The sequence below is a fragment of the Bacillus sp. ES1-5 genome (assembly GCF_022487605.1).
Lineage (GTDB): Bacteria > Bacillota > Bacilli > Bacillales > Bacillaceae_G > Bacillus_A > Bacillus_A wiedmannii.
On record NZ_JAKVPU010000011.1, the window covers coordinates 83051 to 109790 of the forward strand.

Sequence of the window (26740 nt, forward strand, 5' to 3'; positions counted from 1 at the left end):
GCGACCATGCTCTTCTTTTTTATGAAAGTATACTAGACACCCCAACATATAAGACAAAGGCAGAACCGAGAAAATAAACAAATGCTTTTGCTTTTTCCTGTTTCTTCATTTCATCAATTCCAAAAAAGATAAACATAATACTCAAAAGGATGAATACGAATGACAAAAGTATAGAGATATTTGCAAAGAGGCTAAATATAGCGAGGATGAGGGCAAGCGTTGCTAGTATAATTCGAATGTTTTTAAACATATAATCCTCCTTTAAAAGAACAGTATAAATGGAATAACAAAAATAATTGTAAACATGCTTAAACTGATGCTAATGACTCCAATTTGCTTTTGTTGTTTTTGAATCGTCTCAATTCCTACTAAAATGCCATATAAACTAAAGAGAAACAAAATGATAGGTGAAAAGATTTGAAAGTTCATTGTAAATAAGCTGTATAAACATAGAAGTAAAGTAATAAAAACGATGATGAGTTGTATTTGTCTAATATGCATTTTAGCCCTCCTTAGTAGAAAGAAAATAATGATAAATGCTAAATTGATTGGAATTTCATTCTACATGTAGCGAAAGCAGTTAGATATGAGAAAGACAAATATAAGACTAGAAACGAAAAAAAACGGAATGCTCATGGATTTTCGTCCGGATTTCAGTTCGTTAATCCCTAGAAGAATAAAGGAACAGCTGAGAGCAAATTGTATGTAGGGAGTAAATATGAAATTATCAGTAATAAGAGAATAAGTGCAAAGAGAGAGTATGAGAAGCGTGAGAAGTCCTAAAAAAATCCGTAATCCAGTTAGCATGTAATTCCCCCTTAAATAGATTATTTACCGGAATATTTCTGAGAAGCTAAGAAATAAAGCACCAGATCCAGCGAGAAAAGCAAGTACGCCACTAGATTTTCTGTCTTGTTTTATTTCTCCTAGTCCTATAGTGAAAGCCATTAATCCTAAGAAAATGAACATATAAGGCATCATTTCTCTATTACCAGTAAAATATCCATAGATTGCTATACATAATGCAATGAGTGCAAAAGTAATCTGTAATCCTTTTAGCATATACATCCCCCCTGTTATTTTATATAGCTAATGATGAGGAAAATCCAAATAAATCCGGTTCCTGAATCTTTTTTCTTTATTTGTTCAATGCCAATGAGAAACATTAAAGCTCTTAATAGAAATTGTGAAAGTGGTAGAAAGTTATGTTGACCTGTCAATAAACTAATAATGCATATGATGTGGGCTAAAATAAGTAGTATATGAAGTGTATTATGAATTCTTCTTGCTGTTTTTTGTATAAGGGTTATCTTCTGGTTTATCAACAGAATGTTTATAAGCGTAGCCTTTATTAATCGTCATGACGGAGAGTACTAGTATGACTAGGACGATTATAATACCAATAATTAATATTTTGAACATGGAATCCCTCCTTTTCTTTATTTTACATAATTTTGTAATTGATGAAAACAATAGAAATTAAAAGGATGAAAGAAGGGTGTTACATGGAGACGAAAAAAACATATTATATATCAATAGGAAACGGTCAAATTTCACAAGTGAAGACGGCGGATACGTATAATTTTGAGATTTCCGCAAGTGATGAGGAAATTACGGAGTTAAGAGAGTACTTCGATCAAGCATATGTAGAGGATTTAGGTTCATTTGTACGCTCTCACGTTCCATTTGTTGAGTATCATCACGACTCGAATAATGACCGGTATGATGAACAGCTACAAAAAGCATATAAAATGATTTACGATTTAGGAAATCATGAGACGAAAGAATTAGTCGCGCAAATGGGAATAATCAATGGATTGTAATTGGATAATATTATGCAGAAAAGCGAGAATATGCTACAATTTGTGGTAGGAAAAACTTGTAACCATCAATAGGGGAGTAATGGCATGTACAAATTTAAAGATTATTACCACAATACTGTACAATTATCGTTTGAACGTTATCCATTTTCTCCTGAGCCAAAGCATGTTTGGGTTGTATGCCGGTACGGGGATCAATGGTTATTAACACATCATTTACGTCGCGGTCTTGAATTTCCAGGTGGTAAAGTAGAGCTAGGGGAAACACCGGAAGAAGCGGCAGTTCGAGAAGTTCATGAAGAAACTGGCGGCATAGTTTCTGATTTAACTTACTTAGGACAGTATAAAGTATCTGGAAAAGACAAAATAATCATTAAAAACATTTATTTTGCAACGATTAGTGCGGTAGAAGCACATACGCATTACGAAGAAACGAAAGGATCTGTTTTATTAACAGACATTCCTGATAACATTAAAACGGATAGAAAATTTAGCTTTATAATGCGCGACGATGTATTGGCGCGTACGATGAAACATATAGAAGAAATCGGCTGTTTTACGAAGTAAAGTGGCTGGTTTCTTTTTTTGTGTGTAAGAATAAATGTAAATATATCTTTATATTATTTTGGGTATATTATACAATTTTGTAAAGATATATTTGCATTTTAGGAGGGGGAAGATGGATAAAAGAAAAGAAACGACTGTTACTGTTTCGATGGGGAAATTAAATTTCTATTCATGTTGTATAGCATTTGCTCTGGCGATTGGAGTTAGTTTTTTACATTCACTTCTTTCAGGCGGGGTTCAAATTGAAATTACGTTACCAACCTTGTTTCTTTTTATTATCGCAATGATTGTTCTTGTTTGTATTCATGAAGCGATACATTTAATAGGGTTTCGCTATATCGGTGGTGTGCCGTGGAGTGAAATGAAATGGGGCGTTAATTGGAAATTAGGTGTTGCATATGCTCATTCTAAACAGGCGATTACAGTAAAACAAATGAAGAAAGTGTTAATGCTGCCGTTTTTACCAACTGGAATTTTGCCAATTGTAATTGGGTTAGCTACGAATTTGCAATCCATCTCATTTTTAGGGATTTTACTAACAGCAGGTTGTATCGGTGACATTGCCCTATATCAAAAAGTTTCAAAGTTTCCAGAGGATGCGCAAGTTAAAGATCATCCGAGTAAACCTCAGTTTACAGTATATGAATAATAAAGGAAGGGGAGGCATTTTTGAAAAACGGCCTCTTTTTTATTTGTCAGCTTTTGTCGGTAAGTCGATATATTGTGAAAATCGCTGATATAATTTTCTAGAGATTGGCGCCGATCTACTAGTGTTCCATCTAAGTCGAAGAAGACTGCTCGAATCACGGAAACCCCCCTTACAGTTTATTTAATTAAGTATCGCATATGTGTTAGAAATTGATTATGATATTTTTGTAGAATGGAACGACGGAGGTTTATATGAAGAGACTGTATGGTAAGTTAGTAGGGGTTATCGTCGTAATTGGTTTAATAGCAGGATGCGATAGTTCTATGAAGAGTGTGAAGGAAAAAGAAGTTTGTAAAACAGAAGAAGAATGCGTGGAAATAGGAGATAATAAACTTCAAAAAGTATATGAAAAAATAGATGGATTATATGAGCTTGAAGCAGTAGAAGATTATGATATAGAAGAGCATGAAAGTGCGGATATGAAAGAGGCAGAGCAGAAAAAAGAGGATGACGAAAATTATTTCTTTTTAGCTTCTTATTATATTGATGGTGATGAAATTGTAGATCCTTATTTTGAAAAAATAGAACGGAAACGTTTAAATAAAGTATTCGCTGAAGATAAAGAAGCGAAAGAAGAAGTGCTACAACAGCGTCAAGATAGAGGTTATCATGAAGACTTATGGGATATGTACCGCACTCTCATCCCAGCTAAATATCGCGGGAATATAACAGAATTCGATTTAATAACGGACGGTTATGACGGTGTTGTTGCCCACGTTATGCCTAGTATGGAGAATCCGAAAGATTGGATCCTAAGCTTAGATACGCTTGATTCTGCAGTAAATATCGATGAAGTGATGAAAACATTAATTCATGAGACGGCTCACGTGTTGACGCTCGGGCATAAGCAAATACCAGTAGATGAAAAGTATGTAAAGGATTTTGAAGAAGATAAAGATATTTCAACGTACCGAAATAACTGTGAAACTCTTTTCTTACAAGAGGGATGTGCGAAGGAAAAATCTTATATTAATCAATTTTATAACTCTTTCTGGAAGGACATTGAGCAGGAGTGGACAGAAAAGAAAGTGGAAGAAAGTGAAGAAACTCAAATTGAATTTTTTAAAGAAAAGCATGAGGAGTTTGTATCACAGTATGGAACGACAAATGTAGCGGAAGATATTGCAGATACGTTTACAGCATTTATTTTGCAAGATTCAAAAAAGGTGAAAGGAGGATCGGAGTTAAAGTATAAAAAAATTGCGTTCTTCTATCAGTTCCCTGAGCTTGTAAAAATGAGAGCGGAAGTGTTGTCGGGATTAGATGATATCTCAAAAACGATAGAACAACAAAGCGGACAATAATGAGAGGTATATATTTTAGCCAAGAAAACGTAAAGAATTTTAGTTCTTTGCGTTTTTTTATGTTGATAAAATTGAAAATTCTGTATTTTTGTAAAAAAGAAGAAGGAACTGAAGCTTTAAAAGAGAATTAGTATAAAAATGTCACAAATTAGACACAATTATAATGCGCATATTGTAGGGGCTATAAGTTTACTCTCAAGGAGGTAATGAAACGTATGAAAACGATTCTTGCGGTTGCTGGTCTCATTTGGGTAATGTCTCACGGTTTTCCGATTTTTGAAGGAGAGCAAATTCGTAGTGCATTAAATAAAAAGTATGATGATTATCATGTAATAGATCGAAAAGAAAATGTCGTTACAGTACGTGTGAAAGATTGTTTCCATACAGTTACGGTTGCAGATGGAAACGTTACAAATGAAACAAAGATGTGTGATAAAAGGTAAAGAAAGAAGCTGACTATAGTCTATCGTCCTAAGTCAGCTTCTTTTTCGTTTTCCAATTAGAAGTTTTTCAAATGCCTCAACAAACACATACATAAGTGTTGCGAGGACGCAGGTGAGTAGTACGCTCAGTAAGACGAGCGTGAAATTAAACACTTGGAATCCGTAGCTAATTAAGTAGCCAAGACCTTGTTTAGAGACGAGAAGTTCGCCGAATATAACACCGACCCATGATAAACCAACGTTCACTTTTAACGTTGAAATAATTGCTGGGAAGGATGCAGGAAGAACGACTTGCTTATAACATTGCCATTTATTCGCGCCAAATGTGTCCATCACTTTTATATAGTTAGAATCGACTTCTTGAAATGCGCTGTAAATAACGAGAATGGTAATGATGATGGAAATGATTACCCCCATTGCAATCGACGAAGAAATATTTGGACCGAAGATTACAATGATAATAGGTCCAAGTGCCACTTTTGGCATGGCGTTTAGGACGACGAGATAGGGGTCGAGCACGCGAGCAAGAAGTGGCATCCACCAAAGAAAAGTAGCGATAATAGCGCCGAGCACTGTTCCAAGAATGAAGCCTACTCCTGTTTCAAGTAATGTCGTCCATATGTGAACCAAAAGCGAACCGTCAATCCATTTACTAAGGAAGAGATCCCAAATGCTTGAAGGAGAGCTAAAGAGTAAAGGATCAATCCACTCTTTTTTGCTAGCTATTTCCCATAGTGCAAAGAAAAGAATGAGTAGTAAAAGCTGTAAAGAGCGTGCTAACCATGCGCGCCTACGTTCTTTCTTCCGAAACTGTTCATGCAGTTGCTTTATATTATCCAAGGCGCTCCAGCTCCTTCCATATATCTTGGAAGAGGTTTGGGAAGTCATGGTGGTGGCGTGATTCTAACGGTGATAAGGAACGGATGCTTTCTGGGACGATAAATGTTTTTGCGATTTTTCCAGGGTTCGCTTGTAGTAAATAAATACGATCACTCATCGCAATGGCTTCTTCAATATCGTGTGTGACAAGTAGTGATGTTTTTTTATAGTTACGTAATAATGTGAAGACGAGATCTTCTAGTTTCAACTTCGTTTGATAATCGAGAGCTGAAAAAGGTTCATCTAGCAATAAAATTTTCGGATCGGTCGCTAACGTTCGAACGAGGGCGGCACGTTGACGCATACCGCCGGACAGTTCACGAGGGTATTGCTCTTCTACATCATGTAGACCGACTTGCTTTAAAAGTTGTAAAGTATGTTTTTTCGTCTGTTCATTGTAAATTTTTCGGGTGTGAAGTCCGAGCATAATATTTTCTTCAATTGTTTTCCAAGGGAACAAGTAATCTTGCTGCAGCATATACCCCATAGATGAAGTTTTTATTGTAATAGGCTCACCATCTAAAAAGACGATGCCTTCAATTGGATCAAGCAGCCCAGCAATAATGGAGAGGAGTGTCGTTTTGCCGCAACCACTTGGACCGAGTATAGAAATAAATTCGCCTTCTTCCACTTGTAAACTCATGTCTTCGAGAATCAATTTAGCATTCTCTTTTGCGAAAAAGCAGTGAGAAACGTTACGTATTTGTAAAAAACTCATACACTTCGCCTCTATTTCTTAATAACGCTTTCGGCAATTTTTGTATTGACGAGCGCTTCATGTGGAACTTCTTTTTGTAATTCGCCAGCTTCTTTCATAATCGTTTGGAGCTGTTTCCATTCTTCAGCATCTAATAGCGGATTTGTCGCATAAGAATGTTGCTTTTTATAACGTTCAATTACTTTTACTGTAATGTCCTTTGAAGTGTCTTTAAATAACGGAGAAACGGCATCAGCAATCTCCTCTGGACTATGTGTATCAACCCATTGTTGTGCTTTATAGAGCGCACGTGTGAATTTTTCAGCAGCATCTTTATCTTTCTTTAAGAAGCTTTCTTTTGCCATGAACGTTGTATACGGAACAGTTCCAGATTCATTTCCGAACGAAGCGACGATAAACCCTTTTCCTTCTTTTTCGAATATACTTGCAGTCGGTTCAAAGAGCTGTACAAATTCCCCAGTACCAGATGCAAAGGCACTTGCAATGTTAGCAAATTCGATGTTTTGAATTAAGTTTGTATCTTTGTGAGGATCAATGCCATTTTTCTTTAAAACATATTCTCCAACCATTTGCGGCATGCCGCCTTTACGCTGTCCTAAAAACGTAAAACCTTTTACGTCATTCCAATTAAAAGAGTCTAATTTTTTACGCGAAACTAAAAATGTTCCGTCTGTTTGTGTAAGTTGTGCGAAGTTAATGACAGGGTCTTTTGCACCTTGTTGATGAACATAAATAGACGTTTCAGAACCGACGAGAGCAATATCAATTCCGCCAGATAATAGGGCGGTCATCGTTTTATCTCCGCCAGCTGTTGTTTGGAGGTCAATATTTAATCCTTCATCTTTAAAAAATCCTTTTTCAATCCCGACATATAACGGGGCGTAGAAGAGAGAATGGGTAACTTCACCGACGCGAATGTTTTGCGTTTGTTCTTTCGTACCTTCTTTTTTACTACTGCAAGCAGCAAATGTGAAAACAGCTAGTAACATGATGCAAAAAACAGCTATAAATTTTTTCACTATATGACACCTCCTAGAAGTCACTCTACAAGCATGATATGTAGGTAAGCGCCCATATGTGAGTGTAGATAGCAGGAATTTTTTGGGTGATAAAGAAGTACAAATATAAGGGGTGATAAAATGGAGTACGAATATGATGATAGCGTACATTTACATCTTGATTATTTCGGAACAGAATGTGATATGGAATCGATTGCTTATAAACGGAAGAATGAAGACGTGTGGGATGTGTATTTTAATTTTGGAGCATATGGTCTTCAGAAAGATGAGATCGAGACAGGTAGATTTATGGACGAATATGCTGGTCATTACGTTTTTTCTGTACATGCTCGTGATCTTAGCTGGGAATTTGGAAGTGCTCAATTTGAAGAGTGGGTTTTGAGAAATCAAATAGTAGAAAAATCGCTGCAAAAATAGGGAGGAATTTTGTGGTCGATTTTCTCATTTTCTTGTTCATTTTCGTAGTCGGATTTTTTATTATGCAAGTACTCGTTTATAGATTTGCAAAGAAAAACATTCAAAAATATACAAAAATAAAATGGATTCATATGTGGCTAGAGATGAATATGAAAAAGGGCCCGAGATTAGATCTTTTTGATTTTGTAGTTATCGTACTTGTATGTATTATATGGAAAGTATGGATGTATTCTCTTCTATAATACATATGCTCATGTCTGTTAAAATGAAGGAGAACCTGTCAGTGTTGATAGGTTCTTTTTTTATGGTAATAATTTTGTGAAGCATAGTTCATTGATGCTGCTAGAATATAGAGCGAAGAAGGTTTATCACGTTCAATCCTGAATGGAGCGGACGCATTAAAGTTTTATTGTATTTTTAAGGGGAAATTAAGGATACATGTGTATATTACAAGCACATAGGGAGACTAGCTGCATACAAATATGGTATTTTGTATAGGACAATATGTTTGTGGATGCGAGACGAAGGGGTAAAGGAAAGAGGGAATAAATTGCGTTTTGATTTTTTAACACAACAACGAAGAAGAGATGAATTTTATCTTAGTTTTTCTCCTCAGGAGTCGAGGAAGAACCTATTAATTTCTATCATTCTTAGTGGAATGTGGGCGATCTGTTTAGAAACGCTGTTTTTTGTTATGTTAAGATCTTTCGGATTCGAGAGAACTAAAGAATTTTTTAATGGGAAAATACAGCTAAGTATACTCATTATTGTTTTGTGGAGTGTACTACTATACATCATTCATTTAAATAAAGGCATCATTCATAAGCTTAGGCCGGCTATTCGAGTTTATGTCGTATTATTTTTAATTGCTCATACAATGAATTGGATGTATATCATAGTGCAGGAGGATATGAACCTTATAGTAGTAAATACATGGGTGTATTTACAATATGGACAGTATATATTAAGCCTGTTATTTATTTATATGGTATACGTTTTTGCGTATAATTTGCTTGGAAGGGTTTTCTTAAGTACAACGATAACTAGCTTAGTTTTACTTATTTTTGTAATGGTGAACCATTTTAAGCTCATCTTTAGAGGGGAGCCATTCTATCCGTCTGATTTCACACAGATTGGTCATATGGATACGGTTATACCGATGGTCATGGATTATTTCAGTTTTTGGAATGTGTTCCTGATGGTAGTTAGTATTGTTTTACTTATCTTTGTAGTTATGTATATAAGAAAGTATATTCCAGTTATAAAATCACATATTATTATGAGGATTATTTTAATATGCGGCTCTGCGTTTATGTTGTATGGATATAGTAACTACCCTACTACTTTTATGAATAATATATTTATAAAAAGTGGAGTGGACATCCGCGCGTGGAATCAAGCCGCAAATTATAAGGTGAATGGTTTTGTTATAGGATTTTTAAGCAACTTAGATACGACAGTCATTAAAGAGCCGAAAGAATATTCAAAAGAAAGTATGCAGCAAATTGCAAAGGATATAGAAAAACAATATGGCGATAAAATAAAAGGACAAAAAAAAGCAGAGAAGCCGAATATTATATTTATTATGAGTGAAGCTTTTTGGGATCCGACAAAATTAACAAATCTGTCATTTAGCGAAGATCCAGTGCCAAATTTGCATCATTATATGGAGAATTTTCCAGGGGGACAAACGATAGCTCCTACATTTGGAGGAAATACAGCGAATACAGAATTTGAAGCGTTAACGAGTTACTCGATGAGTCTTTTAATGCCAGGTTCTATACCATATCAACAAGCTGTTCCAAGCCAAAAAGAGATTCCATCGATTGCAAGTGAATTGAAAAAACAAGGGTATTATGCAAGTGCAATTCATGCGTTTAATCGATCGTTTTATAAACGTGAAGATGTATATAAAACATTGGGATTCGATAATTTTAATGCAGAAGATACGATGAAAAATAAAGAAGTAGTGGGAGACAATATTGGTGATTTATCTATGAGTAAAGAAATCATAGATGAATTAAATAAGAGAAAACAACCTACATTTATTCATGCGGTGACGATGCAAAATCATTTTCCGTATACGCCAAATATGTTTGGAGAAAATAAAATAGAAATTAGTGGATTAACAGAAGAGGAATCGAAGGCGGAATTAGAAGCATATACAGAAGGGGTAAGATTATCGGATGAGGCTCTGCAGTATTTAATCGAGCAGCTTGACGATCTAGATAGACCTACTTTAATAGTCTTCTTTGGAGACCATTTACCTATGTTAGGAACTAATAAAGCTATTTATACAGAAGCAGGATATATAGAAGATGAAGAGACGGTAAGAGAAAGATTAATTATGTCAGAAACACCATTGTTAATGTACGCAAATTTCGATTTGCCAAATGACAATTTAGGTTTAGTAAGTCCGATTTATTTTTCTAGTCTTGTTTTTGATTATGCAGGATTAAATCAATCACCATTTTATCAATTTTTATCGGAAATGCATAAAGAAATACCAGTTCTTAGAGATGAGTTAAAGGTTAATAAAGATGGAGAAGAAATAACAGATTTAACAAAGGAACAAAAAGAAATGTTAGAGCAATATAAAATGATCCAATATGATTTACTTGCTGGAAAGCAGTATAGTAAAGATATACTTTTTAAATAGAAAAACAAAAAGAACTTGTATAACGATACAAGTTCTTTTTTATAGTATTTAACGGGGTAACCAGACAAGCTGGGTTTAGGGAGTATTACCTGTACATGTAGTATAAATGAAAATGTAATCGTTTTATTAATTGATTTGTGAGAAATATGTGAATTTTATTCTGTTCAAAAACGACGTTCCTATCAAAACGATTGGGCATAGGTTTTTATGAATGCAAAAACTTTATAAGTTCTTCATTTAATTCATCCGCTTGATCGATTGGAGAGCCGTGACCACTATTTGTAAGAGGATGTAACTGAGAATTTTTAATTCGCTTTTGCGTGAGTTCAGCGCTTTTGTAAGGGATAAGTTGATCGTGAACACCGTGGAATATTTTTGTTGGGACGTTAATTTTACTTAAATCTTTCGTTACATCTTCATTTGCGGCTGCTTGTAATATTTTGATGAGAGCGTAGGAAGCAGACTGCATACCGAGATAAGAAAACCATTCTAACGTAGCAGATCCTAAGTTTCTATTAAAAAATGATAAAGATACATCATTTAAAAATTTTGGCATATTGGCATACATTTGATTAATGAGGATATCTGCTTGTTCTTTTGGGACACCATAGGGAGATTCTTGACTTTTAACGAAAGAAGGGGAAACAGCATCGACTAATACAAGTTTAGAAATGCGATGACCATTGTAGCGAGACATGTACCGAATAGAAAGAGCGCCACCTACTGAAAAACCGACTAATGTAGCATTTTCTACTTGAAGTGCTTCTAGAACAATGGCGATATCGTCTGCTAAACGATCGTATGTGTAACCAGTCCATGGTTTATCAGATTGCCCGTTTCCGCGTATATCCATAGCGATGCAGCGGAAACCGTGCTGTGGTAACACATTGAGTTGATATTGGTACATTTGATGATTTAAAGGCCAGCCATGGACGAAGAAAATGGTCTTACTACCGGGTCCGGGATTAACGTCTTGCACAAAAATATGCACATCTTTCTCGACAGTAACAAACATAAATTATCCCCCTAACCTATTCATATGCTCTATCCCAAAAGCGTTGTTTCGTCATAGCTTTAATAAATTCATTTGCCAGAAGCGTAGGGTTTTGTTCTATTAAGACACCAGGCTTTCCTTCAATATTTAAAGATTGAATAACAGTAGATCCATTTTGGAAGGCACTAATTGGCTTAAAATGATTATATGATTCTACGACAAATGAACTCGCTTTATTAAGAAACTGTTCATCAAGGTTTCCTCCAATAAGAAGTAGCCCGTCATAAAGAAGTGAGGATCCTGTTAAAAAAGTATCATTCACGTCCCAACGTATATTTTGCGTTCCTTGCACAATACCTAACCGCTCGGAAACGATCACTGGCTGTAACCCAACTTGTTTGAATTGATCTATTATATATTGTGCGCTTTGTCCGTCATATCCATTTGCAACAATGACACCTACTCGTAATGTATTAGGACTAAATGTCGTATTTGCCATACTGAGTGCTGGCGATGATTTCGTAACGCTCGATTCTTGAATATTTGGGACTTTTGCTCCGACAGCTTCAGCGACTAACGTAGCTAGTTCACTACTAATATGTCCAATCATATTTACGACTTGTTGACGGACGGATTTACTTTTTACTTTTCCTAATTCAAAGGAGAAGGCTTGCATAATATGAACTTTTTCGACGTTACTCATACTATTCCAAAATAAACGTGCTTGAGAGAAATGATCTTTGAAACTGGCGGCTGTTTCTCTCGTTTTATGCCCTGATACAGTAGAAGGATATGTAACGAACCCACCCTTTGTACCAGGGACAGTGTAAGGAGTGTTATTTGCTAAGGAATTATTATGGTAAGCGATTTTTCCTTTATCAATTATATATTTAGATGCACCATCTCTTTGATTGTTATGAAAGGGGCATACAGGACGGTTAATCGGTAATTCTTGATAATTTGTACCGACGCGTGCCAATTGAGTGTCTGTATAAGAAAAGAGCCTACCGTGTAAGAGCGGGTCATTGGTGAAATCAATACCACGGACGATACTTCCAGGATGAAGTGCGACTTGTTCTGTTTCAGCGAATACATTCTCGACGTTGCGATTTAATGTCATTTTTCCAATGATTTTAACGGGGAAATCTTCTTCAGGCCAAATTTTCGTCGCATCTAATATATCGAAATCGTATTTAAATTCATCCTCTTCTTCTAAAATTTGAATGCCAAGTTCGTACTCAGGATAGTTTCCAGCATTAATATTTTCCCATAAATCACGGCGATGGTAATCTGGATCAGCACCACCTAATTTTTGCGCTTCATCCCAAATTAATGAGTGAATGCCGAGCTTCGGCTTCCAGTGAAATTTTACGAATCGTGACTTTCCATTTTTATCTACTAAGCGAAATGTATGAACGCCAAACCCTTGCATCATTCGAAAACTTTTTGGAATGGCACGATCAGACATAATCCACATCATCATCGCAGCCGATTCTTGGTTATTGGCGATGAAGTCCCAAAATGTATCATGTGCTGTTTGTCCCTGTGGAATCTCATTATGCGGTTCAGGTTTAAGGGCGTGAATAAGATCAGGGAATTTAATGCCATCCTGAATGAAGAAAATAGGAATATTGTTTCCTACTAAATCAAAATTTCCTTCTTCTGTATAAAATTTAACGGCGAACCCTCGTACATCTCGATTTGTTTCATTCGCACCTTTTGATCCAGCCACTTCAGAGAAGCGAACGAAAAGAGGTGTTTTTTTGGAAGGGTCTTGTAAAAAGTGTGCCATTGTTAGCTCTTCTAAAGATTCATATAGCTCAAAAATACCATGTGCACCGTATCCACGTGCGTGAACGACTCTTTCAGGGATTCGTTCACGGTCAAAATGAGAAAGCTTTTCTCGCATCAGGAAATCTTCTAGAAGGGTAGGACCACGATCACCAACAGTTAAAGAATTTTCATCATTTGAAATTGTAACACCTGTATTTGTTGTCATTTTCTTTCCTTCATTCTCACGCATGAAGGATTCCAGTTGTTCTGTTTTTTTATTTTTTTTGCCGTTCATATAAAACACCTCCCATAATAAACGTATTATTGTTTATAGCTTTTATGCTTATATATAGTCTGAAGATACTTTGCTTTATTGGAATGATTTCCCTCAAATGTTCGATTTCTCTTTGTTTGTCTAAGAAAATCATTTATTATAATAAATGGTATTCTTAGAGATATTATTTTGAAGGGGTGTTGAAGTGAAAGAAAGTTTTCTATCATATAAAGAAGAAGAAAGGAATGCCAAAATCCTTTTGTGGGTGCTATATGTCATTGTTGTTTCATACCAAGTTTTCTATGCAATCGTATTAGAAAATAAATCACTAACGGATAAGGGACATAGCATACTATGGCAAGTTATTTGCGGAACTGCAATACTCGGTGTAAATGTATATTTAATAAAAAAAGAGAAAGCGAACCTTGTTAAATATGCATGTGTATTTGCATACATAGGAATAGAAATCGTTAATATACTTTCGTATATGCTTTATAATGAGGCGGCATTTGATGGAGTAAATATAATAGAAATTATTTTCATCTTCTTTGTACCTATATTTTTAAATAAAAAATATTTTGTGTTTGTACTTTCGACTATTGTAGGGAAATATGTGATTTATTTATTTGTATTAAAGGAAGTAAAAGGATTTATGTTCCTCATTATGTATACACTCGTATTAATAGCGGCATACATCATTTTAAATCGATTTATACAATACCTTTCAGCGGTAAAGGAAAGTATTAAGATTGCTAGTGAATCGCAAAAATTAGCAGTAATTGGAAAAATGGCAGCGGCAGTGGGACATGAAATTAAAAATCCACTTGCTTCATTAAAAGGGTTTACGCAATTACAACGAGAGAAGCATGGGGAGGACCCTATTTACAAACAGATGATTTTTGAAATAGAAAATATGAATAATATGATAAGTGAGTTAATGGAAGTTGCTACATGTAAACCTTCTGTTTATAAGAAACATAATATAGGTGAAATTGCATTACAAGCAGTAACAATTGTTCGCGAAAAAATGAATGAATCTAGCGTCCAGTTTATTTCTAATATGGAAGAAAAGACGATAGAAGTTGAATGTGATGAGCGGAAAATAAGAGGAGTCTTTCTATATGTCATAAAAAATGCTCTGGAGGCAATGGAGCAAGGTGGCACATTAGAGTTACGGTTAGAAAATAAAGGACGAGATTATGTAATGCTAAGTGTAATTGATAATGGTTACGGTATTAAGAAAGAAAATTTAGCCCGTGTTAAAGAAGCTTTTTATACAACAAAACAAGATAAAATTGGCCTAGGTCTTACGGTAGCGAATCGGCTTGTTACTGAACAGCATCTTGGTGAATTACATATTTCAAGTGAAAGAGATATTGGAACTAGAATAGATATCATGCTCCCGAAGCAACGTGGAAATAATGAAATCCAAGAGGGAGAAAAGCTAGGAGTTACGATATGAATAAAGACGATATATTTAAAAATGAAGAAATGAAGGCACTGAAAATATTTTTAAGTTTATTTTTCATTATATTTTTTGTATACGATCTTGCCTACGAATTTATTGTACCTTTAATAGGAGGAGAGCAAGAAGGAGTAGGACAATTTGAAGATGGTTTAGGTTTGTGGCTTTATTTTCTAATGGTGATCTTATTTTGCACTGGAATATACTTTATGAAATGGAAAAATCCATTTGCAGTGAAATATATTATTTTAATTGGATATAATCTATTAGATTTTATCCATAATTTTATGATTTACTACGGTAGTGATGCTGAGTTTGATGGTGGGAATATAGTAGAAGGATTTTTTATTTTATTTGCCCCACTCTTTGTGAATAAAAGATATTTTTGGTTAGTTCCGAGCATACTTGTTGGGAAATACGCTCTTATAGGAATCATCATTCACTCATCACTCGTTTTAATTCCAATGACATTATATAGCGTATTTACTATCATATGTTGGATTATGTTTTTAAGGTTTCAATCTTACGTTCGTACGCTTGAGATGATGGATAAAGAAATACAACAAACAGAAAAGCTAGCAACTGTTGGGAAAATGGCTACAGTTATTGGTTACAAAATTAGAAAACCTCTAGCTAATTTGGATAAATTTGTGAATAAGCAAGCAAATAAATATCCTGAGGATAAAATATATAGTGATATTATGAAACAAGAAGTAGAACGAATTCATACAATCGCTACAGAACTTAGTGGATTTGAGAAATCTAAATCATTAGAATCAGAAGTTCATAATATAGAAGAAATTATCGCTTATGTTATTCGAGTTATGGGGAAGCCTGCTTTAAAGCAAGGAGTGCACATACAAGGTATTTATAGTAAAGACATACCATCGATTACATGCGATGAAAAACGATTAAAGCAAGTATTTTTTAATTTAATTAAAAATGCGATTGAAGCAATGTCAGTTGGCGGAACGATTACGATTAAAGTGACTGTAGAAGATGCAATCATTGTCCAAGTTAAGGATGAGGGTTGCGGTATTCCAAAAGACAAAATTCCGAAGTTAAATGAAGCTTTTTACACAACGAAAGAAACGGGAACAGGTTTAGGTTTAGTAGTTACAGAAAAAATTATTAAAGATCACAATGGTAAAATGAGTTTTGAAAGTGAAGTTGGGGTTGGAACGACTGTGAAGATTGTATTGCCGATGCAATGAAAAAATATTTTTAAAAGGGAGATCACTTATTTGTGAGTGATCTCCCTTTTTTATTGTGGATGAGAGTAAGACGTGTTGATAAAGGTAGGCAAGTTAATTATATTAACATAGTGCATATAACATAAATACCAATATATGGTTTCTTACGATAATAGTATATACTGAACTTGTCTGTTATTTGTTTTAATTCATTTGTATTTCTATTTGCTGACCCGAATCTCGGGTCTTTTTTTGTTAAATAAATTATTTTTTAGTAAGGGCTATATATCAGTGATTAAAAAAATAGAATATACAGCACTTGCAGTAATGCCAGGGGTAATATGAAGGGAAATAGCATCTCCTCTCGAAACTGAGTTTCCAGCTGTAATGCTAGTCCAAGTTACAGTAGCGGGACCTACTGCTGGATTAGGATTAAACACTTGAATTTGTCCTGATCCAGTATCCGTTGGTTTAATTGAAAATACGATAGTTCCTGTAATTTTGTCAGTGGTAGTTAAAGTAATAGTAGATAGGATGTAACTAGCAGTAGGGGCAGTGAGGTTTGTTGGGACATTCCTGCAAATATTAATCGTATAAACAGCAACAGGTAAGTTATTTACATTTATAGATGCAGCAAAGCCAACTATACTACCGGCTCCAGCAGTGACATATGGAATAACATTGGAGTCAATTCCAGGAGAACCCGCTATACGTTGAAAACCAGCATTTGTTCCTTGAAAAACAATAATTTTTGCTGAAGCACTGCCGGCAATTCCAGTAGGCCCAGTGATGCCAGAAGGCCCAGTGCTACCGGAAGGTCCGGTAATGCCAGAAGGTCCAGTACTACCAGAAGGTCCAGTACTACCAGAAGGTCCAGTACTACCGGAAGGTCCGGTAATGCCAGAAGGTCCAGTACTACCGGAAGGTCCGGTAATGCCAGAAGGTCCAGTACTACCGGAAGGTCCAGTACTACCAGAAGGTCCAGTACTACCAGAAGGTCCAGTACTACCAGAAGGTCCAGTACTACCGGAAGGTCCAGTGCTACCAGAAGGTCCAGTACTACCGGAAGGTCCAGTACTACCAGAAGGCCCAGTGCTACCGGAAGGTCCGGTAATGCCAGAAGGTCCAGTGCTACCGGAAGGTCCGGTAATGCCAGTAAATCCAGTGTTCCCGGTAGGCCCAGTGCTACCAGTAGGTCCACTTTCTACTAATACGATATAATCTGGAGATATATTCGGAAACCCTTGAGGTGCATCTTTTTTTACAACATAGCCGCTGCTCGTATAAGTGACAACTTGTCCTTTTTTATAGGTTGGAGCGTCTGCTAGACTAAAGGCGGTAGTACTTTGGAAACCAGCTCCGGTAGAACCAGCACTACCCGTAGGTCCAGTAGCACCGGAAGGTCCAGTGCTCCCGGTAGCGCCAGTGGGTCCAATACTGCCAGAAGGCCCAGTGTTTCCGTTAGAACCACTGTTACGTCTGCCGTCGCAACTAAAACAATTACGTGGGTACATGTACGTTCTCCTTTCTCTATTTTGAGAATCTAGTTTTAAAAATAGAACCACTATATATATATTATGAATTCTATATTTTTGTGTGGTCGCTCGTATTGTATGTCTAGATTTCAAAAATAGGGGAGAATTAGATTGTGCTAGATCTAACGATGAGTGACATGTTTGTTTCTCCTGCTTAAAAAAATTTCTGCCTTGTTAGTTTTTCTTATTTTTCATAGCAAAATAAGAAGCGGTTAGGAAACAAATAAAGCCTAAAATCCAGCCAATAGAAGGAGCATAGAAAAGTGTATGTTGTAATACCATTCCGCTAGAAATAGAAAAGCTACCGAGTAGACCTAAGAAGATGGGGTATCGCAGTAATTTGAACATGAGTGATAACCTCCTTTATTACATACACTCTATATTAGTCTTAATTTTCTGTATATAATTTTCAGGAAAAATGGTGGTACAATATATGAATGATACGAGAAGAGAGGATGAAGATTAACGTATGTACGTTACTGTAACAGAATCAGCATATAAAAAGATTATGGATACGATTCCAAATGAAGCGAAATATATAAAGTTATTTTACGATAATGAAGGTTGCGGTTGTGTCATGAGCGGAATTATCGATTTAGTAGCTGTAGCAGAAAAAGATGAGCGCGATGTGGATATCGAATCTAGCGTAATGAATTTTATCGCAGATCGCACAAAGCTTGTATTTATGGATGATAAGTTAATAGTTGATTGGCATGAAGTTGGAGGAACTTTTCAGCTGAAGAGCCCGAGCCAATTTTATAATCCAAATATGAAGTTACACGTTCGAGTGTAAGAAAGAAAAGGTGGTTCCAAAATATTTTTGGACCATCTTTTTTTATTGTCCAAGTCGCTATATTTAAAAAATCACCGATATAATTTCATGTACCAAAAAAAGCAAACCTCTCCATACAATACAAAGATTTTTTCACATAATGAAATGTACATGTGATTGAATTTTCTGTATAATCTTATTTGCGGAGGGGGATACGTATGAGAAGATGGGGGATTGAGTTATTAATTTTAAGTGTCGTTATTATTTGGGGGATTAATTTTACGATTGCGAAATATGGACTTTTAGAATTTACAGCAATTGAGTTTACTGCACTTCGGATGATATCAGCGGCACCGCTTATGTTACTCCTAACATTTTTTATTGAAAAGTCGGTTTATATGGAACGAAAGGATATACCTAGATTAATCATCGTTAGCGTTGTAGGTATTATACTGTATCAAACATTATTTATGGAAACTGTCAAATATACATCCGCTACAAATGCCTCTTTACTCATTTCTATTTCACCTATTTTTACAACTGTATTTGCTATTTTTTTGAAACAAGAAAAGTTTTCTTCTCGAAAGTTCGTCGGTTCTATCATTGCCTTTGGTGGTGCTGCATTAGTTTTAGTAGCAGGGCATTCGCTTGCTAGTTCTTTTTATGGTAACGGAATTGGACTTATTACATCAATATGCTGGGGGCTTTATCCTGTTTTAGCAGGTCCATTAATTAAAAAATATTCAGCACTACGTGTTACCGCATGGTCAGCATTAGTTGGCGCGATTCCACTTTTATTGATAAGTGGACCACATGTATTTATAATGCCATTTCACATTACACATGGAATGACACTATTCGCTTTACTATATTCCATTTTCTTTGTAACAGTATTTGGTTTAGTGGTATGGTATGTTGGTATTCAAAAAATTGGCGCGTCACATACGATGGTATATATGTATATAACGCCGCTTGTAGCTGTATTATTTGCAGCTATATGGGCAAATGAATATGTATCGTTTCAACAAATAATCGGTGGAATTATCATTTTCTTCGGCCTATGGTTTGTAAAATCGGAGAAAGTAAAAGTACATTCTATTGCGGAGGAACTTATATCAAAATAGGAAAACAGATCACCTATGATCTGCTTTCCTATTTTTTTATTTTTGGTAAGAAGACGAGAAATAAGATAGCAGTAATAAGTGGAATTAAGTTTAAAAATGGAATACGGAAGAGTGTGATAAGAATAATACCTGGAAGAAGGACACCGAGGACAGCGTAGAAAATACTATGATTTTTCGTGTACCAATACAATGAAAGTCCAATAAGTGCAGGGATAATGAGGTGAATGAGAGCCATTAAAAAATAAATCATTAGACGCCCCCTTTATTTGTGTGCTTATTACATCATATCCGTATGTTCATAGATTGATATCACTTTTTTCATAAATGGACGAAAAATGTTTGGAAAAACGTCACAAATTATGAGAATATGATGTTTAAAATCTTGTATAATATTATTTCCTGAAAACATTCAAACAACATAAACATACTGTTTATGTTGTTTTTAATTTGAGTGAAATGAATTTAAGTAGTATAAACTGGAAATTTTTTTTGTTGGATAGATAAAAATTACTGAAGAGGAGAACAGCATGATTAGTATGTCATTAAGATCGTTTAAAATTCAATCGTATTATTTACTAGGTTTTCTTTTACTAGGCTGGATGTTAACGCCGTTTTCAGCTCACTTTCTAGGTGCTGGAATTGGACTGGTTGTAAGTATGTATTGTGTTTGGCTTTTAGGGAGACGAATTGAGAAGCTTGGAGATAGTATCGTAAAGAAAACGAAAGCACCGACGCTCGGTATGTTTAATCGTTTTGCAGCTGCTATTTTGGGTGCTGTTATTATGTACGAAATTGAACATCATATGGTTATGTGGGCATTTGCAGTAGGGATTCTGGGTGGCTATTTCTTAATCGTTGTGAATTTAGGCTACTATAGTATGAAAGATGAGGAAGAATTAACAAAGAGCTAAAAAACCTCTTTTAGATGGAATAGAGGATCCGGCGAGGGATAGAAGCGGTCCGAGCTTTTTTTAGCCTCATGCGGTGTGAAACCGGATGGATGTAGTGAGTAGGGATATAATTTATATGTTCGAAGCCGTGATTTGTCTGTGTGAAAATTGGCTTACTTTGGAATAAGGGGTCCAGCGACGGATGGTACAATAGGAAGCGTAACTTTGTATAAAATATAGGTTTCCGCTTCCAATAAGTTAACATGAAATCACTTAGTAGTATGACTCTCAGGTTCTTTAAAAAAGTTAGATACAATACAACAAACTATTCCGGTAATTAGAATAATGTATTTTATCGTTTCACTTGTATGCTCAAATAAATGAACGTTAAGCATCAAAATTCCCCAAAACATTTGAATGGCTCCATAACTGAATAATATTTTTCCTGTACGAGAAAAATTTTTCATAGCCCTCTTCCTTTCCTGTATATGTAAATTTTATCATAAAAAACTAAAAATGAATGATTATAAAATGAATTTTTAGTAAATTTATGGATGTTGGTATGCAATTTTATGAGCTAAGTCACAGATGAAGAGAGAAGATATAGAAAGAAGCTTACGTAAAAAACGTAAGCTTCTTTTTTATGTAAGTGTGTGTAATCGTTAAGCCGCATTGGGTTTTGTCGGTGAGTACGCGAAACTTTACGGTTACACGACACTTATTCATATGAGTAAAAGGGTTATTCCAACAGAAAATTTGTACTTAAGCGATTGGACCGCCTAATTTAATAATATCTTCAGAAACACTGTCGAACTTTTTGAAGTTCTCTTTGAATTCGCTTGCAAGTTCGATTGCTTTCTCTTTATAAGCAGCTTTATCAGCCCAAGTTTGTTCAGGCATTAATACTTCATCAGGTACACCTGGTACGTGAAGTGGAACTTCAAGACCGAAGATGTCATGTTTAGCTGTTTCAGTTTTCGCAAGTTCGCCGCTTAATGCTGCTTGAATCATTGCACGAGTGTAACCTAAGTTCATACGTTTACCAATGCCGTATTCGCCACCAGTCCAGCCAGTGTTTACTAAGAATACTTTCGCATCGTGTTTCTCGATTTTTTCACCAAGCATTTCAGCATAGCGAGATGCATCAAGTGGTAAGAATGGTGAACCGAAGCAAGTTGAGAATGTTGCTTGTGGAGATGTAACACCACGCTCTGTTCCTGCTAGTTTACTAGTGTAACCACTTAAGAAATGATACATAGCTTGTTCTTTTGATAACTTACTGATTGGAGGCAATACGCCAGATGCATCAGCAGTTAAGAAAATGATTGTATTTGGGTGTCCAGCAACACTTGGCAGTACGATATTGTCGATCGCATGCATAGGGTATGCAGCACGAGTATTTTCTGTTAAAGTAGTATCGTTATAGTCTGCGATACGCGTTTGGTTATTAATGATAACGTTTTCTAAAACAGATCCAAATTTGATTGCATCGAAAATTTGTGGTTCTTTCTCGTGAGAAAGGTTTACACATTTTGCGTAGCAACCGCCTTCAATATTGAATACACCGTTATCAGACCAACCATGCTCATCATCACCGATTAATTTACGGTTTGGATCAGCAGATAATGTTGTTTTACCTGTTCCAGATAAACCGAAGAATAGTGCTACGTCACCTTCTTCACCTACGTTTGCAGAGCAATGCATAGAAAGAATATCTTGTTCAGGTAGTAAGAAGTTCATAATAGAGAAGATTGATTTTTTCATTTCTCCAGCGTATTCTGTACCACCAATTAGTACAATACGTTTTTCGAATGAAACCATAATGAATGCTTCAGAGTTTGTACCGTCAACAGCTGGATCAGCTTTGAAATTCGGTGCAGAAACAATTGTGAACTCTGATTCATGAGTTGTTAATTCTTCTTCAGTTGGACGAATAAATAATTGATGTACAAATAAATTGTGCCATGCATATTCGTTAATAACTTGAATTGGTAGGCGGTAATTGCGGTCAGCGCCTGCAAATCCATTGAAGACGAATAACTCTTCTTTTTCTTTTAAGTATTCTAAAACTTTAGTATATAATTTATTAAAATGTTCTTCAGAGATCGGCTGATTCACTGCTCCCCAAGCAATTTTTTCAGCAACCGATGCTTCTTTCACAATAAATTTATCTTTAGGAGAACGTCCTGTATATTTTCCTGTTGAAGCAGAAACGGCACCAGTAGAAGTTAATTTCCCTTCATTTCGCATTAATACTTTTTCCACTAATTGCGGAACACTTAGTTGAATCTGTGCATTGCTTCCGTTCAATAATTCGTGTAAACCAATTTGGACATTCACAGTACTCATATTTATATACCATCCTTTTCATTTAATGAAATATTTCTCGTAATCCCCAACAAGAGTATAACACAATTATATAAATAATGTATACTATTTATTTCTTTTTGTTTGTGTGAATGTATTATTTCCTTATTAATATTTCATTCCAGGCGTATTGAGAAAAACTTTCAGGAAAATGTGAATATTAATTGACAAATGAATATCATTTCTTTAGTATAGGTTGGGACGGATACTCTCTTATCCCGAGCTGGCGGAGGGACAGGCCCGATGAAGCCCAGCAACCTCATTTGTAGTGGTAAATACAGGTGAATAGGTGCTAAAACCTGTGCGAGGCTAACGGTCTCGAACGATAAGAGCAAAGGGCAAAAAGCAGTATGCAAGTAGCAAATTAAACCTTTCCTCTATGTAAAGTAGGAAAGGTTTTTCTGTATGCTTGTGTGGGAGAATAAATGTATGTCGCAGTTTGTGGCAAATTAAGGATGAGTTCCGTACAATATATACAATTACTGTAGGGAGGTTTACCACATGACAAAAAAACGTCATCTGTTCACATCTGAGTCTGTAACTGAAGGACATCCAGATAAAATTTGTGACCAAATTTCTGATTCAATTTTAGATGCGATCTTATCAAAGGACGCAAATGCACGTGTAGCTTGTGAAACAACTGTAACAACTGGTTTAGTATTGGTAGCGGGGGAAATTACGACTTCTACTTACGTAGATATTCCAAAAATCGTTCGTGAAACAATTCAAGGCATTGGTTACACACGCGCAAAATATGGATTCGATGCAGAAACTTGTGCAGTTTTAACATCTATCGATGAGCAATCTGCTGACATCGCTATGGGTGTTGACCAAGCGCTAGAAGCACGCGAAGGTCTAATGACTGACGCTGAGATTGAGGCAATTGGTGCGGGAGACCAAGGTTTAATGTTTGGCTTCGCATGTAATGAAACACAAGAATTAATGCCACTTCCAATCTCGCTTGCTCACAAATTAGCTCGCCGTTTAACTGAAGTACGTAAAGATGACACATTATCATACTTACGTCCGGATGGAAAAACGCAAGTTACAGTTGAGTATGATGAAAATGGTAAACCTGTACGTGTAGATACAATCGTAATTTCTACACAGCATCATCCAGATGTTACATGGGAAGAAATCGATCGCGATTTAAAAGAGCATGTAATTAAAGCTGTAGTTCCAGCAGAATTAATGGATGGAGAAACGAAATTCTTCATTAACCCAACTGGCCGCTTCGTAATTGGTGGACCACAAGGTGATGCTGGTTTAACAGGACGTAAAATCATTGTTGATACTTATGGTGGATACGCTCGCCACGGTGGCGGTGCATTCTCTGGTAAAGATGCAACGAAAGTTGACCGTTCTGCAGCATATGCAGCTCGTTATGTTGCGAAAAACATCGTAGCAGCTGGTCTTGCTGACAAAGCAGAAGTACAACTTGCATACGCAATCGGTGTAGCACAACCAGTATCAATTTCAGTTGATACATTCGGCACTGGTAAAGTATCTGAAGACGTACTAGTAGAACTAGTTCGTAACAACTTCGATCTTCGCCCAGCTGGTATTATTAAAATGCTAGACTTACGTCGCCCAATTTATAAACAAACAGCAGCTTACGGCCACTTCGGACGTACTGATGTAGATCTAACATGGGAACGTACAGACAAAGCTGCAGCTTTAAAAGAGCAAGCTGGTCTATAATATATGAAAAAAAGCTTTGCGCGGTGAGCGCAAAGCTTTTTTTATTTTGTTTTACTTACAATTTGAATGCATGAGCTACAATACACTTCGCCGTCTAGCTCAATATACTTTTTCATATTAGTCATACCACTTGCTGGAAAGGGCATATGAATCCATGCTTTTTCATATGTTTGTATTTCTTTTTCACATGATTTACAAAGGATTGGTTTCTTCTGGAACATATGTAATCAACCTTTCATTTGACGTGCTTTACCAGCGCAAAAGGCACTGCTTAGTAAAAATAGTGTTGCAAATATAATACTTACTAATGTAGCGTATGGGATTGCGCCTTTTAAGGAAAAGCCGACAGTGATTGAAGCGACAAATAAGAGGATAAATGTTGTTGTTAATTTTTTATAAAGTTCCATAATATGTAGACCTCCTTATTTAGAGATAGAACGTTTGAATATAAAATCTACTATGTAGGCAAGTGCGAGAGGAATTAATGTGCTAGTTAAATAGGAGCGAATACCACCATCAGGCATAAGCACATACAATTTTAAAAAGTTAATATCAAACCCGTACGCGATGCATTGAAAAAGGGATAATATAATTAGGAATGGTATAATAGGTACATATCGTTTTATGTTATAAAACATAAATAAGCTCCTTTATATGGATAAATATACTTATATTGTATCATATTGAATTCTTTGATTTATACATAATTTTACAAATTTAAATGGAAGGAAAGATGAAAAATGAGTGTAACTGAACATAAAAAACAAGCGCCAAAAGAAGTGCGCTGCAAGATCGTGACGATTTCCGATACACGTACGGAAGAGACAGATAAGAGCGGACAACTATTACATGAATTATTAAAAGAAGCAGGGCATACAGTGACCTCTTATGAAATTGTAAAAGATGATAAAGAAAGTATTCAGCAAGCAGTGTTAGCTGGTTATCACAGGGAAGATGTTGATGTCGTGTTAACGAATGGCGGAACTGGTATTACGAAGCGTGATGTAACGATTGAAGCAGTGTCAGCGTTATTAGATAAAGAAATTGTCGGGTTTGGTGAGTTGTTCCGCATGATTAGTTACTTAGAAGATATCGGCAGTAGCGCGATGTTAAGTAGAGCAATCGGCGGTACAATTGGGCGCAAAGTTGTCTTTTCTATGCCAGGGTCTAGCGGAGCAGTTCGTCTTGCGATGAATAAATTAATTTTACCAGAATTAGGTCATATTACATTTGAGCTGCATCGCCAATGAGTAAGTATGCTGGAATTGTATTAGCCGGTGGTATGTCGAGTAGATTCGGTGAGCCGAAAGCATTAGCAATTTGGAAGGGAACCCCTTTCGTTGAGCATATTGTGAAAGTGATGATAACTGCGTTGCAAGAAGTTGTAGTCATTAGTCACTCCGATATAAAAGAGAGAGTAGAGCAACTCGTACAAGCTCCTGTTATAGAAGATATTCCGCATTATAAAGGAAATGGACCACTTGCTGGAATTGTATCAGGAATGGAATATATAGAAGCAGATTGGTACGCAATTATGCCTTGCGATGCGCCAAATGTTTCGCAAGAATGGTTTACCATTTTACTAGAGCAAACGAGCAATGAATATGATGCGGTTGTACCTATTATTAATGGAAGAAAACAACCGTTACTTGCAGCGTATCATAATCGTGTGAAAGAAAAGATTTATGCTTTGCTTCAGGAAGAAAAAAGAAGTATGGGTCAGCTTTTATCACAATGTAATGTGAAATATATTGCTGGTGAAGATGTACAAGCGAATGCGGATTGGTTTATAAATGTAAATACGAAAGAAGAATATGTGCAAGCTCAAAAAAACCTTTCAAATGAATGAAAGGTTTTTTTGATATACAGAAATTGGGGAACAATTACTGTATAAAGGTATGTGAGTAAGTTGATTTTAAGGGGAATCTCTTAAAATCATTATACAGTAAAAATACTGTATAACCATATATTAATTTTTATGGGTTTTTATTACAAGTCTATTTAGTTATGTTTCTTTTTGTTATAATGAATATAAGAATAATATGATACTTCACCTTATGTATCATTTATTAAACTAAAATTTCCAGTTATGTAATAAACCCTCTTCATGTTATGAA

The 26740-nt window shown here is 35.7% G+C and carries 33 protein-coding genes, 1 pseudogene and 1 riboswitch; of the genes and pseudogenes, 16 read left to right on the top strand and 18 right to left on the bottom strand.

The features are described from left to right. Nucleotides 1-19: 19 nt before the first annotated feature. The 5 genes from MKO96_RS25380 to ytzI all read right to left on the bottom strand — a co-directional run bounded on the left by MKO96_RS25380 (nucleotide 20) and on the right by ytzI (nucleotide 1422). On the bottom strand, nucleotides 20-250 hold the full coding sequence (locus MKO96_RS25380) for a YczI family protein (protein WP_240589054.1): 231 nt from the start codon (nucleotides 248-250) through the stop codon (nucleotides 20-22). 11 nt (nucleotides 251-261) lie between these two features. Beyond that, nucleotides 262-501, bottom strand: coding sequence for a hypothetical protein (locus MKO96_RS25385; protein WP_240589055.1), 240 nt, complete (start codon nucleotides 499-501; stop codon nucleotides 262-264). A gap of 330 nt (nucleotides 502-831) precedes the next feature. Then, nucleotides 832-1062 (bottom strand): YczI family protein, encoded by a 231-nt coding sequence (locus MKO96_RS25390; protein WP_240589056.1) that lies wholly within the window; start codon nucleotides 1060-1062, stop codon nucleotides 832-834. Nucleotides 1063-1076: 14 nt separating this feature from the next. Then, nucleotides 1077-1280, bottom strand: coding sequence for a DUF3953 domain-containing protein (locus MKO96_RS25395; RefSeq protein WP_240589110.1), 204 nt, complete (start codon nucleotides 1278-1280; stop codon nucleotides 1077-1079). Next, complete coding sequence (ytzI, locus tag MKO96_RS25400) at nucleotides 1273-1422, bottom strand: YtzI protein (protein ID WP_000472802.1); 150 nt, start codon at nucleotides 1420-1422, stop codon at nucleotides 1273-1275. The genes MKO96_RS25395 and ytzI overlap by 8 nt, the downstream gene beginning before the upstream one ends. Before the next feature lie 83 nt (nucleotides 1423-1505). On the opposite strand from ytzI, the gene MKO96_RS25405 reads away from it, so the two are divergent. From MKO96_RS25405 to MKO96_RS25415, 3 genes are all read left to right on the top strand, one after another. Then, on the top strand, nucleotides 1506-1823 hold the full coding sequence (locus tag MKO96_RS25405; RefSeq protein WP_000448410.1) for a hypothetical protein: 318 nt from the start codon (nucleotides 1506-1508) through the stop codon (nucleotides 1821-1823). A gap of 84 nt (nucleotides 1824-1907) precedes the next feature. Next, on the top strand, nucleotides 1908-2387 hold the full coding sequence (mutTA, locus tag MKO96_RS25410; RefSeq protein ID WP_000276383.1) for an antimutator 8-oxo-(dGTP/GTP)ase: 480 nt from the start codon (nucleotides 1908-1910) through the stop codon (nucleotides 2385-2387). A 112-nt stretch (nucleotides 2388-2499) separates the two neighbouring features. Further along, a complete protein-coding gene (locus MKO96_RS25415; protein WP_240589057.1) occupies nucleotides 2500-3036 on the top strand; it encodes a DUF3267 domain-containing protein in 537 nt (178 codons plus the stop codon). Between the two features lie 71 nt (nucleotides 3037-3107). Here MKO96_RS25415 and MKO96_RS25420 read toward each other — a convergent pair. Further along, nucleotides 3108-3194 (bottom strand): annotated as a pseudogene (locus MKO96_RS25420) (HAD family hydrolase); the annotation flags it as partial. 93 nt (nucleotides 3195-3287) lie between these two features. Between MKO96_RS25420 and MKO96_RS25425 the strand changes: the two are divergent. Together MKO96_RS25425 and MKO96_RS25430 are read left to right on the top strand one after the other, a co-directional pair. Beyond that, the gene (locus tag MKO96_RS25425; protein WP_240589058.1) at nucleotides 3288-4400 is read left to right on the top strand and encodes a recombinase family protein; all 1113 of its coding nucleotides are present in this window, start codon (nucleotides 3288-3290) and stop codon (nucleotides 4398-4400) included. Nucleotides 4401-4615: 215 nt separating this feature from the next. Then, entirely contained in the window at nucleotides 4616-4843 is a 228-nt protein-coding gene (locus MKO96_RS25430; protein ID WP_000849118.1) for a hypothetical protein, read from the top strand. Nucleotides 4844-4876: 33 nt separating this feature from the next. Here the strand turns inward: MKO96_RS25430 and MKO96_RS25435 are convergent, their stop codons facing one another. From MKO96_RS25435 to MKO96_RS25445, 3 genes are read right to left on the bottom strand one after another with little or no spacing between them, the layout of a single operon-like run. Then, nucleotides 4877-5683 carry an ABC transporter permease gene (locus tag MKO96_RS25435; RefSeq protein WP_240589059.1) on the bottom strand — a complete coding sequence of 269 codons (807 nt, stop codon included), beginning with the start codon at nucleotides 5681-5683 and terminating at the stop codon, nucleotides 4877-4879. After that, nucleotides 5676-6440, bottom strand: a complete 765-nt coding sequence (locus MKO96_RS25440; RefSeq protein ID WP_240589060.1) for an ABC transporter ATP-binding protein — start codon at nucleotides 6438-6440, stop codon at nucleotides 5676-5678. The genes MKO96_RS25435 and MKO96_RS25440 overlap by 8 nt, the downstream gene beginning before the upstream one ends. Nucleotides 6441-6451: 11 nt before the next feature. Next, nucleotides 6452-7459: an ABC transporter substrate-binding protein gene (locus MKO96_RS25445; RefSeq protein WP_240589061.1), complete on the bottom strand. Its 1008-nt coding sequence runs from the start codon at nucleotides 7457-7459 to the stop codon at nucleotides 6452-6454. Nucleotides 7460-7579: 120 nt separating this feature from the next. Here MKO96_RS25445 and MKO96_RS25450 point away from each other — a divergent pair, with 120 nt between their 5' ends. The 3 genes from MKO96_RS25450 (at nucleotide 7580) to MKO96_RS25460 (ending at nucleotide 10535) form a co-directional block, all read left to right on the top strand. Continuing rightward, entirely contained in the window at nucleotides 7580-7876 is a 297-nt protein-coding gene (locus MKO96_RS25450) for a DUF3986 family protein (RefSeq protein ID WP_000455571.1), read from the top strand. Between the two features lie 11 nt (nucleotides 7877-7887). Beyond that, complete coding sequence (locus MKO96_RS25455; RefSeq protein ID WP_240589062.1) at nucleotides 7888-8118, top strand: hypothetical protein; 231 nt, start codon at nucleotides 7888-7890, stop codon at nucleotides 8116-8118. A gap of 272 nt (nucleotides 8119-8390) precedes the next feature. After that, nucleotides 8391-10535: an LTA synthase family protein gene (locus MKO96_RS25460; RefSeq protein WP_240589111.1), complete on the top strand. Its 2145-nt coding sequence runs from the start codon at nucleotides 8391-8393 to the stop codon at nucleotides 10533-10535. Between the two features lie 205 nt (nucleotides 10536-10740). Here MKO96_RS25460 and MKO96_RS25465 read toward each other — a convergent pair whose 3' ends face one another. Together MKO96_RS25465 and MKO96_RS25470 are read right to left on the bottom strand one after the other, a co-directional pair. After that, nucleotides 10741-11550: an alpha/beta fold hydrolase gene (locus tag MKO96_RS25465; protein ID WP_240589063.1), complete on the bottom strand. Its 810-nt coding sequence runs from the start codon at nucleotides 11548-11550 to the stop codon at nucleotides 10741-10743. A gap of 16 nt (nucleotides 11551-11566) precedes the next feature. After that, on the bottom strand, nucleotides 11567-13597 hold the full coding sequence (locus MKO96_RS25470; RefSeq protein ID WP_240589064.1) for a catalase: 2031 nt from the start codon (nucleotides 13595-13597) through the stop codon (nucleotides 11567-11569). A 184-nt stretch (nucleotides 13598-13781) separates the two neighbouring features. On the opposite strand from MKO96_RS25470, the gene MKO96_RS25475 reads away from it, so the two are divergent. Together MKO96_RS25475 and MKO96_RS25480 are read left to right on the top strand one after the other, a co-directional pair. After that, complete coding sequence (locus MKO96_RS25475) at nucleotides 13782-15038, top strand: ATP-binding protein (protein WP_240589065.1); 1257 nt, start codon at nucleotides 13782-13784, stop codon at nucleotides 15036-15038. Next, entirely contained in the window at nucleotides 15035-16255 is a 1221-nt protein-coding gene (locus MKO96_RS25480; protein ID WP_240589066.1) for an ATP-binding protein, read from the top strand. The genes MKO96_RS25475 and MKO96_RS25480 overlap by 4 nt, the downstream gene beginning before the upstream one ends. 260 nt (nucleotides 16256-16515) lie before the next feature. On the opposite strand, the gene MKO96_RS25485 is transcribed toward MKO96_RS25480, so the two are convergent. Both MKO96_RS25485 and MKO96_RS25490 read right to left on the bottom strand, forming a co-directional pair. After that, nucleotides 16516-17748, bottom strand: a complete 1233-nt coding sequence (locus tag MKO96_RS25485; RefSeq protein WP_240589067.1) for a collagen-like protein — start codon at nucleotides 17746-17748, stop codon at nucleotides 16516-16518. A gap of 195 nt (nucleotides 17749-17943) precedes the next feature. Continuing rightward, nucleotides 17944-18117 (bottom strand): hypothetical protein, encoded by a 174-nt coding sequence (locus tag MKO96_RS25490; protein ID WP_240589068.1) that lies wholly within the window; start codon nucleotides 18115-18117, stop codon nucleotides 17944-17946. Nucleotides 18118-18238: 121 nt separating this feature from the next. On the opposite strand from MKO96_RS25490, the gene MKO96_RS25495 reads away from it, so the two are divergent. Together MKO96_RS25495 and MKO96_RS25500 are read left to right on the top strand one after the other, a co-directional pair. Continuing rightward, nucleotides 18239-18562, top strand: coding sequence for an iron-sulfur cluster biosynthesis family protein (locus MKO96_RS25495; RefSeq protein ID WP_240589069.1), 324 nt, complete (start codon nucleotides 18239-18241; stop codon nucleotides 18560-18562). Between the two features lie 197 nt (nucleotides 18563-18759). Further along, a complete protein-coding gene (locus tag MKO96_RS25500; RefSeq protein ID WP_240589070.1) occupies nucleotides 18760-19665 on the top strand; it encodes a DMT family transporter in 906 nt (301 codons plus the stop codon). A 28-nt stretch (nucleotides 19666-19693) separates the two neighbouring features. Here MKO96_RS25500 and MKO96_RS25505 read toward each other — a convergent pair whose 3' ends face one another. Then, nucleotides 19694-19915: a hypothetical protein gene (locus MKO96_RS25505; RefSeq protein WP_000639043.1), complete on the bottom strand. Its 222-nt coding sequence runs from the start codon at nucleotides 19913-19915 to the stop codon at nucleotides 19694-19696. A 277-nt stretch (nucleotides 19916-20192) separates the two neighbouring features. Between MKO96_RS25505 and MKO96_RS25510 the strand changes: the two genes are divergently transcribed. Beyond that, entirely contained in the window at nucleotides 20193-20576 is a 384-nt protein-coding gene (locus MKO96_RS25510; protein ID WP_087982564.1) for an ATP synthase subunit I, read from the top strand. A gap of 248 nt (nucleotides 20577-20824) precedes the next feature. Here the strand turns inward: MKO96_RS25510 and MKO96_RS25515 are convergent, their stop codons facing one another. Next, nucleotides 20825-21022: a hypothetical protein gene (locus tag MKO96_RS25515; protein ID WP_240589071.1), complete on the bottom strand. Its 198-nt coding sequence runs from the start codon at nucleotides 21020-21022 to the stop codon at nucleotides 20825-20827. Nucleotides 21023-21317: 295 nt separating this feature from the next. Beyond that, nucleotides 21318-22904, bottom strand: a complete 1587-nt coding sequence (gene pckA / locus MKO96_RS25520) for a phosphoenolpyruvate carboxykinase (ATP) (protein ID WP_240589072.1) — start codon at nucleotides 22902-22904, stop codon at nucleotides 21318-21320. Nucleotides 22905-23132: 228 nt separating this feature from the next. Next, nucleotides 23133-23254: riboswitch (SAM riboswitch) on the top strand. A gap of 169 nt (nucleotides 23255-23423) precedes the next feature. Between pckA and metK the strand changes: the two genes are divergently transcribed. Beyond that, nucleotides 23424-24623 carry a methionine adenosyltransferase gene (metK, locus tag MKO96_RS25525; protein ID WP_000163113.1) on the top strand — a complete coding sequence of 400 codons (1200 nt, stop codon included), beginning with the start codon at nucleotides 23424-23426 and terminating at the stop codon, nucleotides 24621-24623. Nucleotides 24624-24664: 41 nt separating this feature from the next. Here the strand turns inward: metK and MKO96_RS25530 are convergent, their stop codons facing one another. Continuing rightward, nucleotides 24665-24844, bottom strand: coding sequence for a hypothetical protein (locus MKO96_RS25530; protein ID WP_240589073.1), 180 nt, complete (start codon nucleotides 24842-24844; stop codon nucleotides 24665-24667). Nucleotides 24845-24850: 6 nt separating this feature from the next. Next, nucleotides 24851-25030 (bottom strand): hypothetical protein, encoded by a 180-nt coding sequence (locus tag MKO96_RS25535; protein WP_000424805.1) that lies wholly within the window; start codon nucleotides 25028-25030, stop codon nucleotides 24851-24853. Nucleotides 25031-25363: 333 nt separating this feature from the next. Here MKO96_RS25535 and MKO96_RS25540 point away from each other — a divergent pair, with 333 nt between their 5' ends. Both MKO96_RS25540 and MKO96_RS25545 read left to right on the top strand, forming a co-directional pair. Beyond that, nucleotides 25364-25873: a MogA/MoaB family molybdenum cofactor biosynthesis protein gene (locus MKO96_RS25540; protein WP_000117133.1), complete on the top strand. Its 510-nt coding sequence runs from the start codon at nucleotides 25364-25366 to the stop codon at nucleotides 25871-25873. Next, nucleotides 25870-26472, top strand: coding sequence for a molybdenum cofactor guanylyltransferase (locus MKO96_RS25545; protein ID WP_240589074.1), 603 nt, complete (start codon nucleotides 25870-25872; stop codon nucleotides 26470-26472). The genes MKO96_RS25540 and MKO96_RS25545 overlap by 4 nt, the downstream gene beginning before the upstream one ends. The last annotated feature ends 268 nt before the right edge of the window (nucleotides 26473-26740 follow it).

Excerpts from the sequence above, each read along its gene's own strand:
- MKO96_RS25380 (WP_240589054.1), bottom strand. The coding sequence starts at position 250 with ATGTTTAAAAACATTCGAATTATACTAGCAACGCTTGCCCTCATCCTC.
- MKO96_RS25385 (WP_240589055.1), bottom strand. The coding sequence starts at position 501 with ATGCATATTAGACAAATACAACTCATCATCGTTTTTATTACTTTACTT.
- MKO96_RS25390 (WP_240589056.1), bottom strand. The coding sequence starts at position 1,062 with ATGCTAAAAGGATTACAGATTACTTTTGCACTCATTGCATTATGTATA.
- ytzI (WP_000472802.1), bottom strand. The coding sequence starts at position 1,422 with ATGTTCAAAATATTAATTATTGGTATTATAATCGTCCTAGTCATACTA.
- MKO96_RS25405 (WP_000448410.1), top strand. The coding sequence starts at position 1,506 with ATGGAGACGAAAAAAACATATTATATATCAATAGGAAACGGTCAAATT.
- mutTA (WP_000276383.1), top strand. The coding sequence starts at position 1,908 with ATGTACAAATTTAAAGATTATTACCACAATACTGTACAATTATCGTTT.
- MKO96_RS25415 (WP_240589057.1), top strand. The coding sequence starts at position 2,500 with ATGGATAAAAGAAAAGAAACGACTGTTACTGTTTCGATGGGGAAATTA.
- MKO96_RS25425 (WP_240589058.1), top strand. The coding sequence starts at position 3,288 with ATGAAGAGACTGTATGGTAAGTTAGTAGGGGTTATCGTCGTAATTGGT.
- MKO96_RS25430 (WP_000849118.1), top strand. The coding sequence starts at position 4,616 with ATGAAAACGATTCTTGCGGTTGCTGGTCTCATTTGGGTAATGTCTCAC.
- MKO96_RS25440 (WP_240589060.1), bottom strand. The coding sequence starts at position 6,440 with ATGAGTTTTTTACAAATACGTAACGTTTCTCACTGCTTTTTCGCAAAA.
- MKO96_RS25450 (WP_000455571.1), top strand. The coding sequence starts at position 7,580 with ATGGAGTACGAATATGATGATAGCGTACATTTACATCTTGATTATTTC.
- MKO96_RS25460 (WP_240589111.1), top strand. The coding sequence starts at position 8,391 with ATGCGAGACGAAGGGGTAAAGGAAAGAGGGAATAAATTGCGTTTTGAT.
- MKO96_RS25465 (WP_240589063.1), bottom strand. The coding sequence starts at position 11,550 with ATGTTTGTTACTGTCGAGAAAGATGTGCATATTTTTGTGCAAGACGTT.
- MKO96_RS25470 (WP_240589064.1), bottom strand. The coding sequence starts at position 13,597 with ATGAACGGCAAAAAAAATAAAAAAACAGAACAACTGGAATCCTTCATG.
- MKO96_RS25480 (WP_240589066.1), top strand. The coding sequence starts at position 15,035 with ATGAATAAAGACGATATATTTAAAAATGAAGAAATGAAGGCACTGAAA.
- MKO96_RS25485 (WP_240589067.1), bottom strand. The coding sequence starts at position 17,748 with ATGTACCCACGTAATTGTTTTAGTTGCGACGGCAGACGTAACAGTGGT.
- MKO96_RS25490 (WP_240589068.1), bottom strand. The coding sequence starts at position 18,117 with ATGTTCAAATTACTGCGATACCCCATCTTCTTAGGTCTACTCGGTAGC.
- MKO96_RS25495 (WP_240589069.1), top strand. The coding sequence starts at position 18,239 with ATGTACGTTACTGTAACAGAATCAGCATATAAAAAGATTATGGATACG.
- MKO96_RS25500 (WP_240589070.1), top strand. The coding sequence starts at position 18,760 with ATGAGAAGATGGGGGATTGAGTTATTAATTTTAAGTGTCGTTATTATT.
- MKO96_RS25505 (WP_000639043.1), bottom strand. The coding sequence starts at position 19,915 with ATGATTTATTTTTTAATGGCTCTCATTCACCTCATTATCCCTGCACTT.
- MKO96_RS25510 (WP_087982564.1), top strand. The coding sequence starts at position 20,193 with ATGATTAGTATGTCATTAAGATCGTTTAAAATTCAATCGTATTATTTA.
- MKO96_RS25515 (WP_240589071.1), bottom strand. The coding sequence starts at position 21,022 with ATGAAAAATTTTTCTCGTACAGGAAAAATATTATTCAGTTATGGAGCC.
- pckA (WP_240589072.1), bottom strand. The coding sequence starts at position 22,904 with ATGAGTACTGTGAATGTCCAAATTGGTTTACACGAATTATTGAACGGA.
- metK (WP_000163113.1), top strand. The coding sequence starts at position 23,424 with ATGACAAAAAAACGTCATCTGTTCACATCTGAGTCTGTAACTGAAGGA.
- MKO96_RS25530 (WP_240589073.1), bottom strand. The coding sequence starts at position 24,844 with ATGTTCCAGAAGAAACCAATCCTTTGTAAATCATGTGAAAAAGAAATA.
- MKO96_RS25535 (WP_000424805.1), bottom strand. The coding sequence starts at position 25,030 with ATGGAACTTTATAAAAAATTAACAACAACATTTATCCTCTTATTTGTC.
- MKO96_RS25540 (WP_000117133.1), top strand. The coding sequence starts at position 25,364 with ATGAGTGTAACTGAACATAAAAAACAAGCGCCAAAAGAAGTGCGCTGC.
- MKO96_RS25545 (WP_240589074.1), top strand. The coding sequence starts at position 25,870 with ATGAGTAAGTATGCTGGAATTGTATTAGCCGGTGGTATGTCGAGTAGA.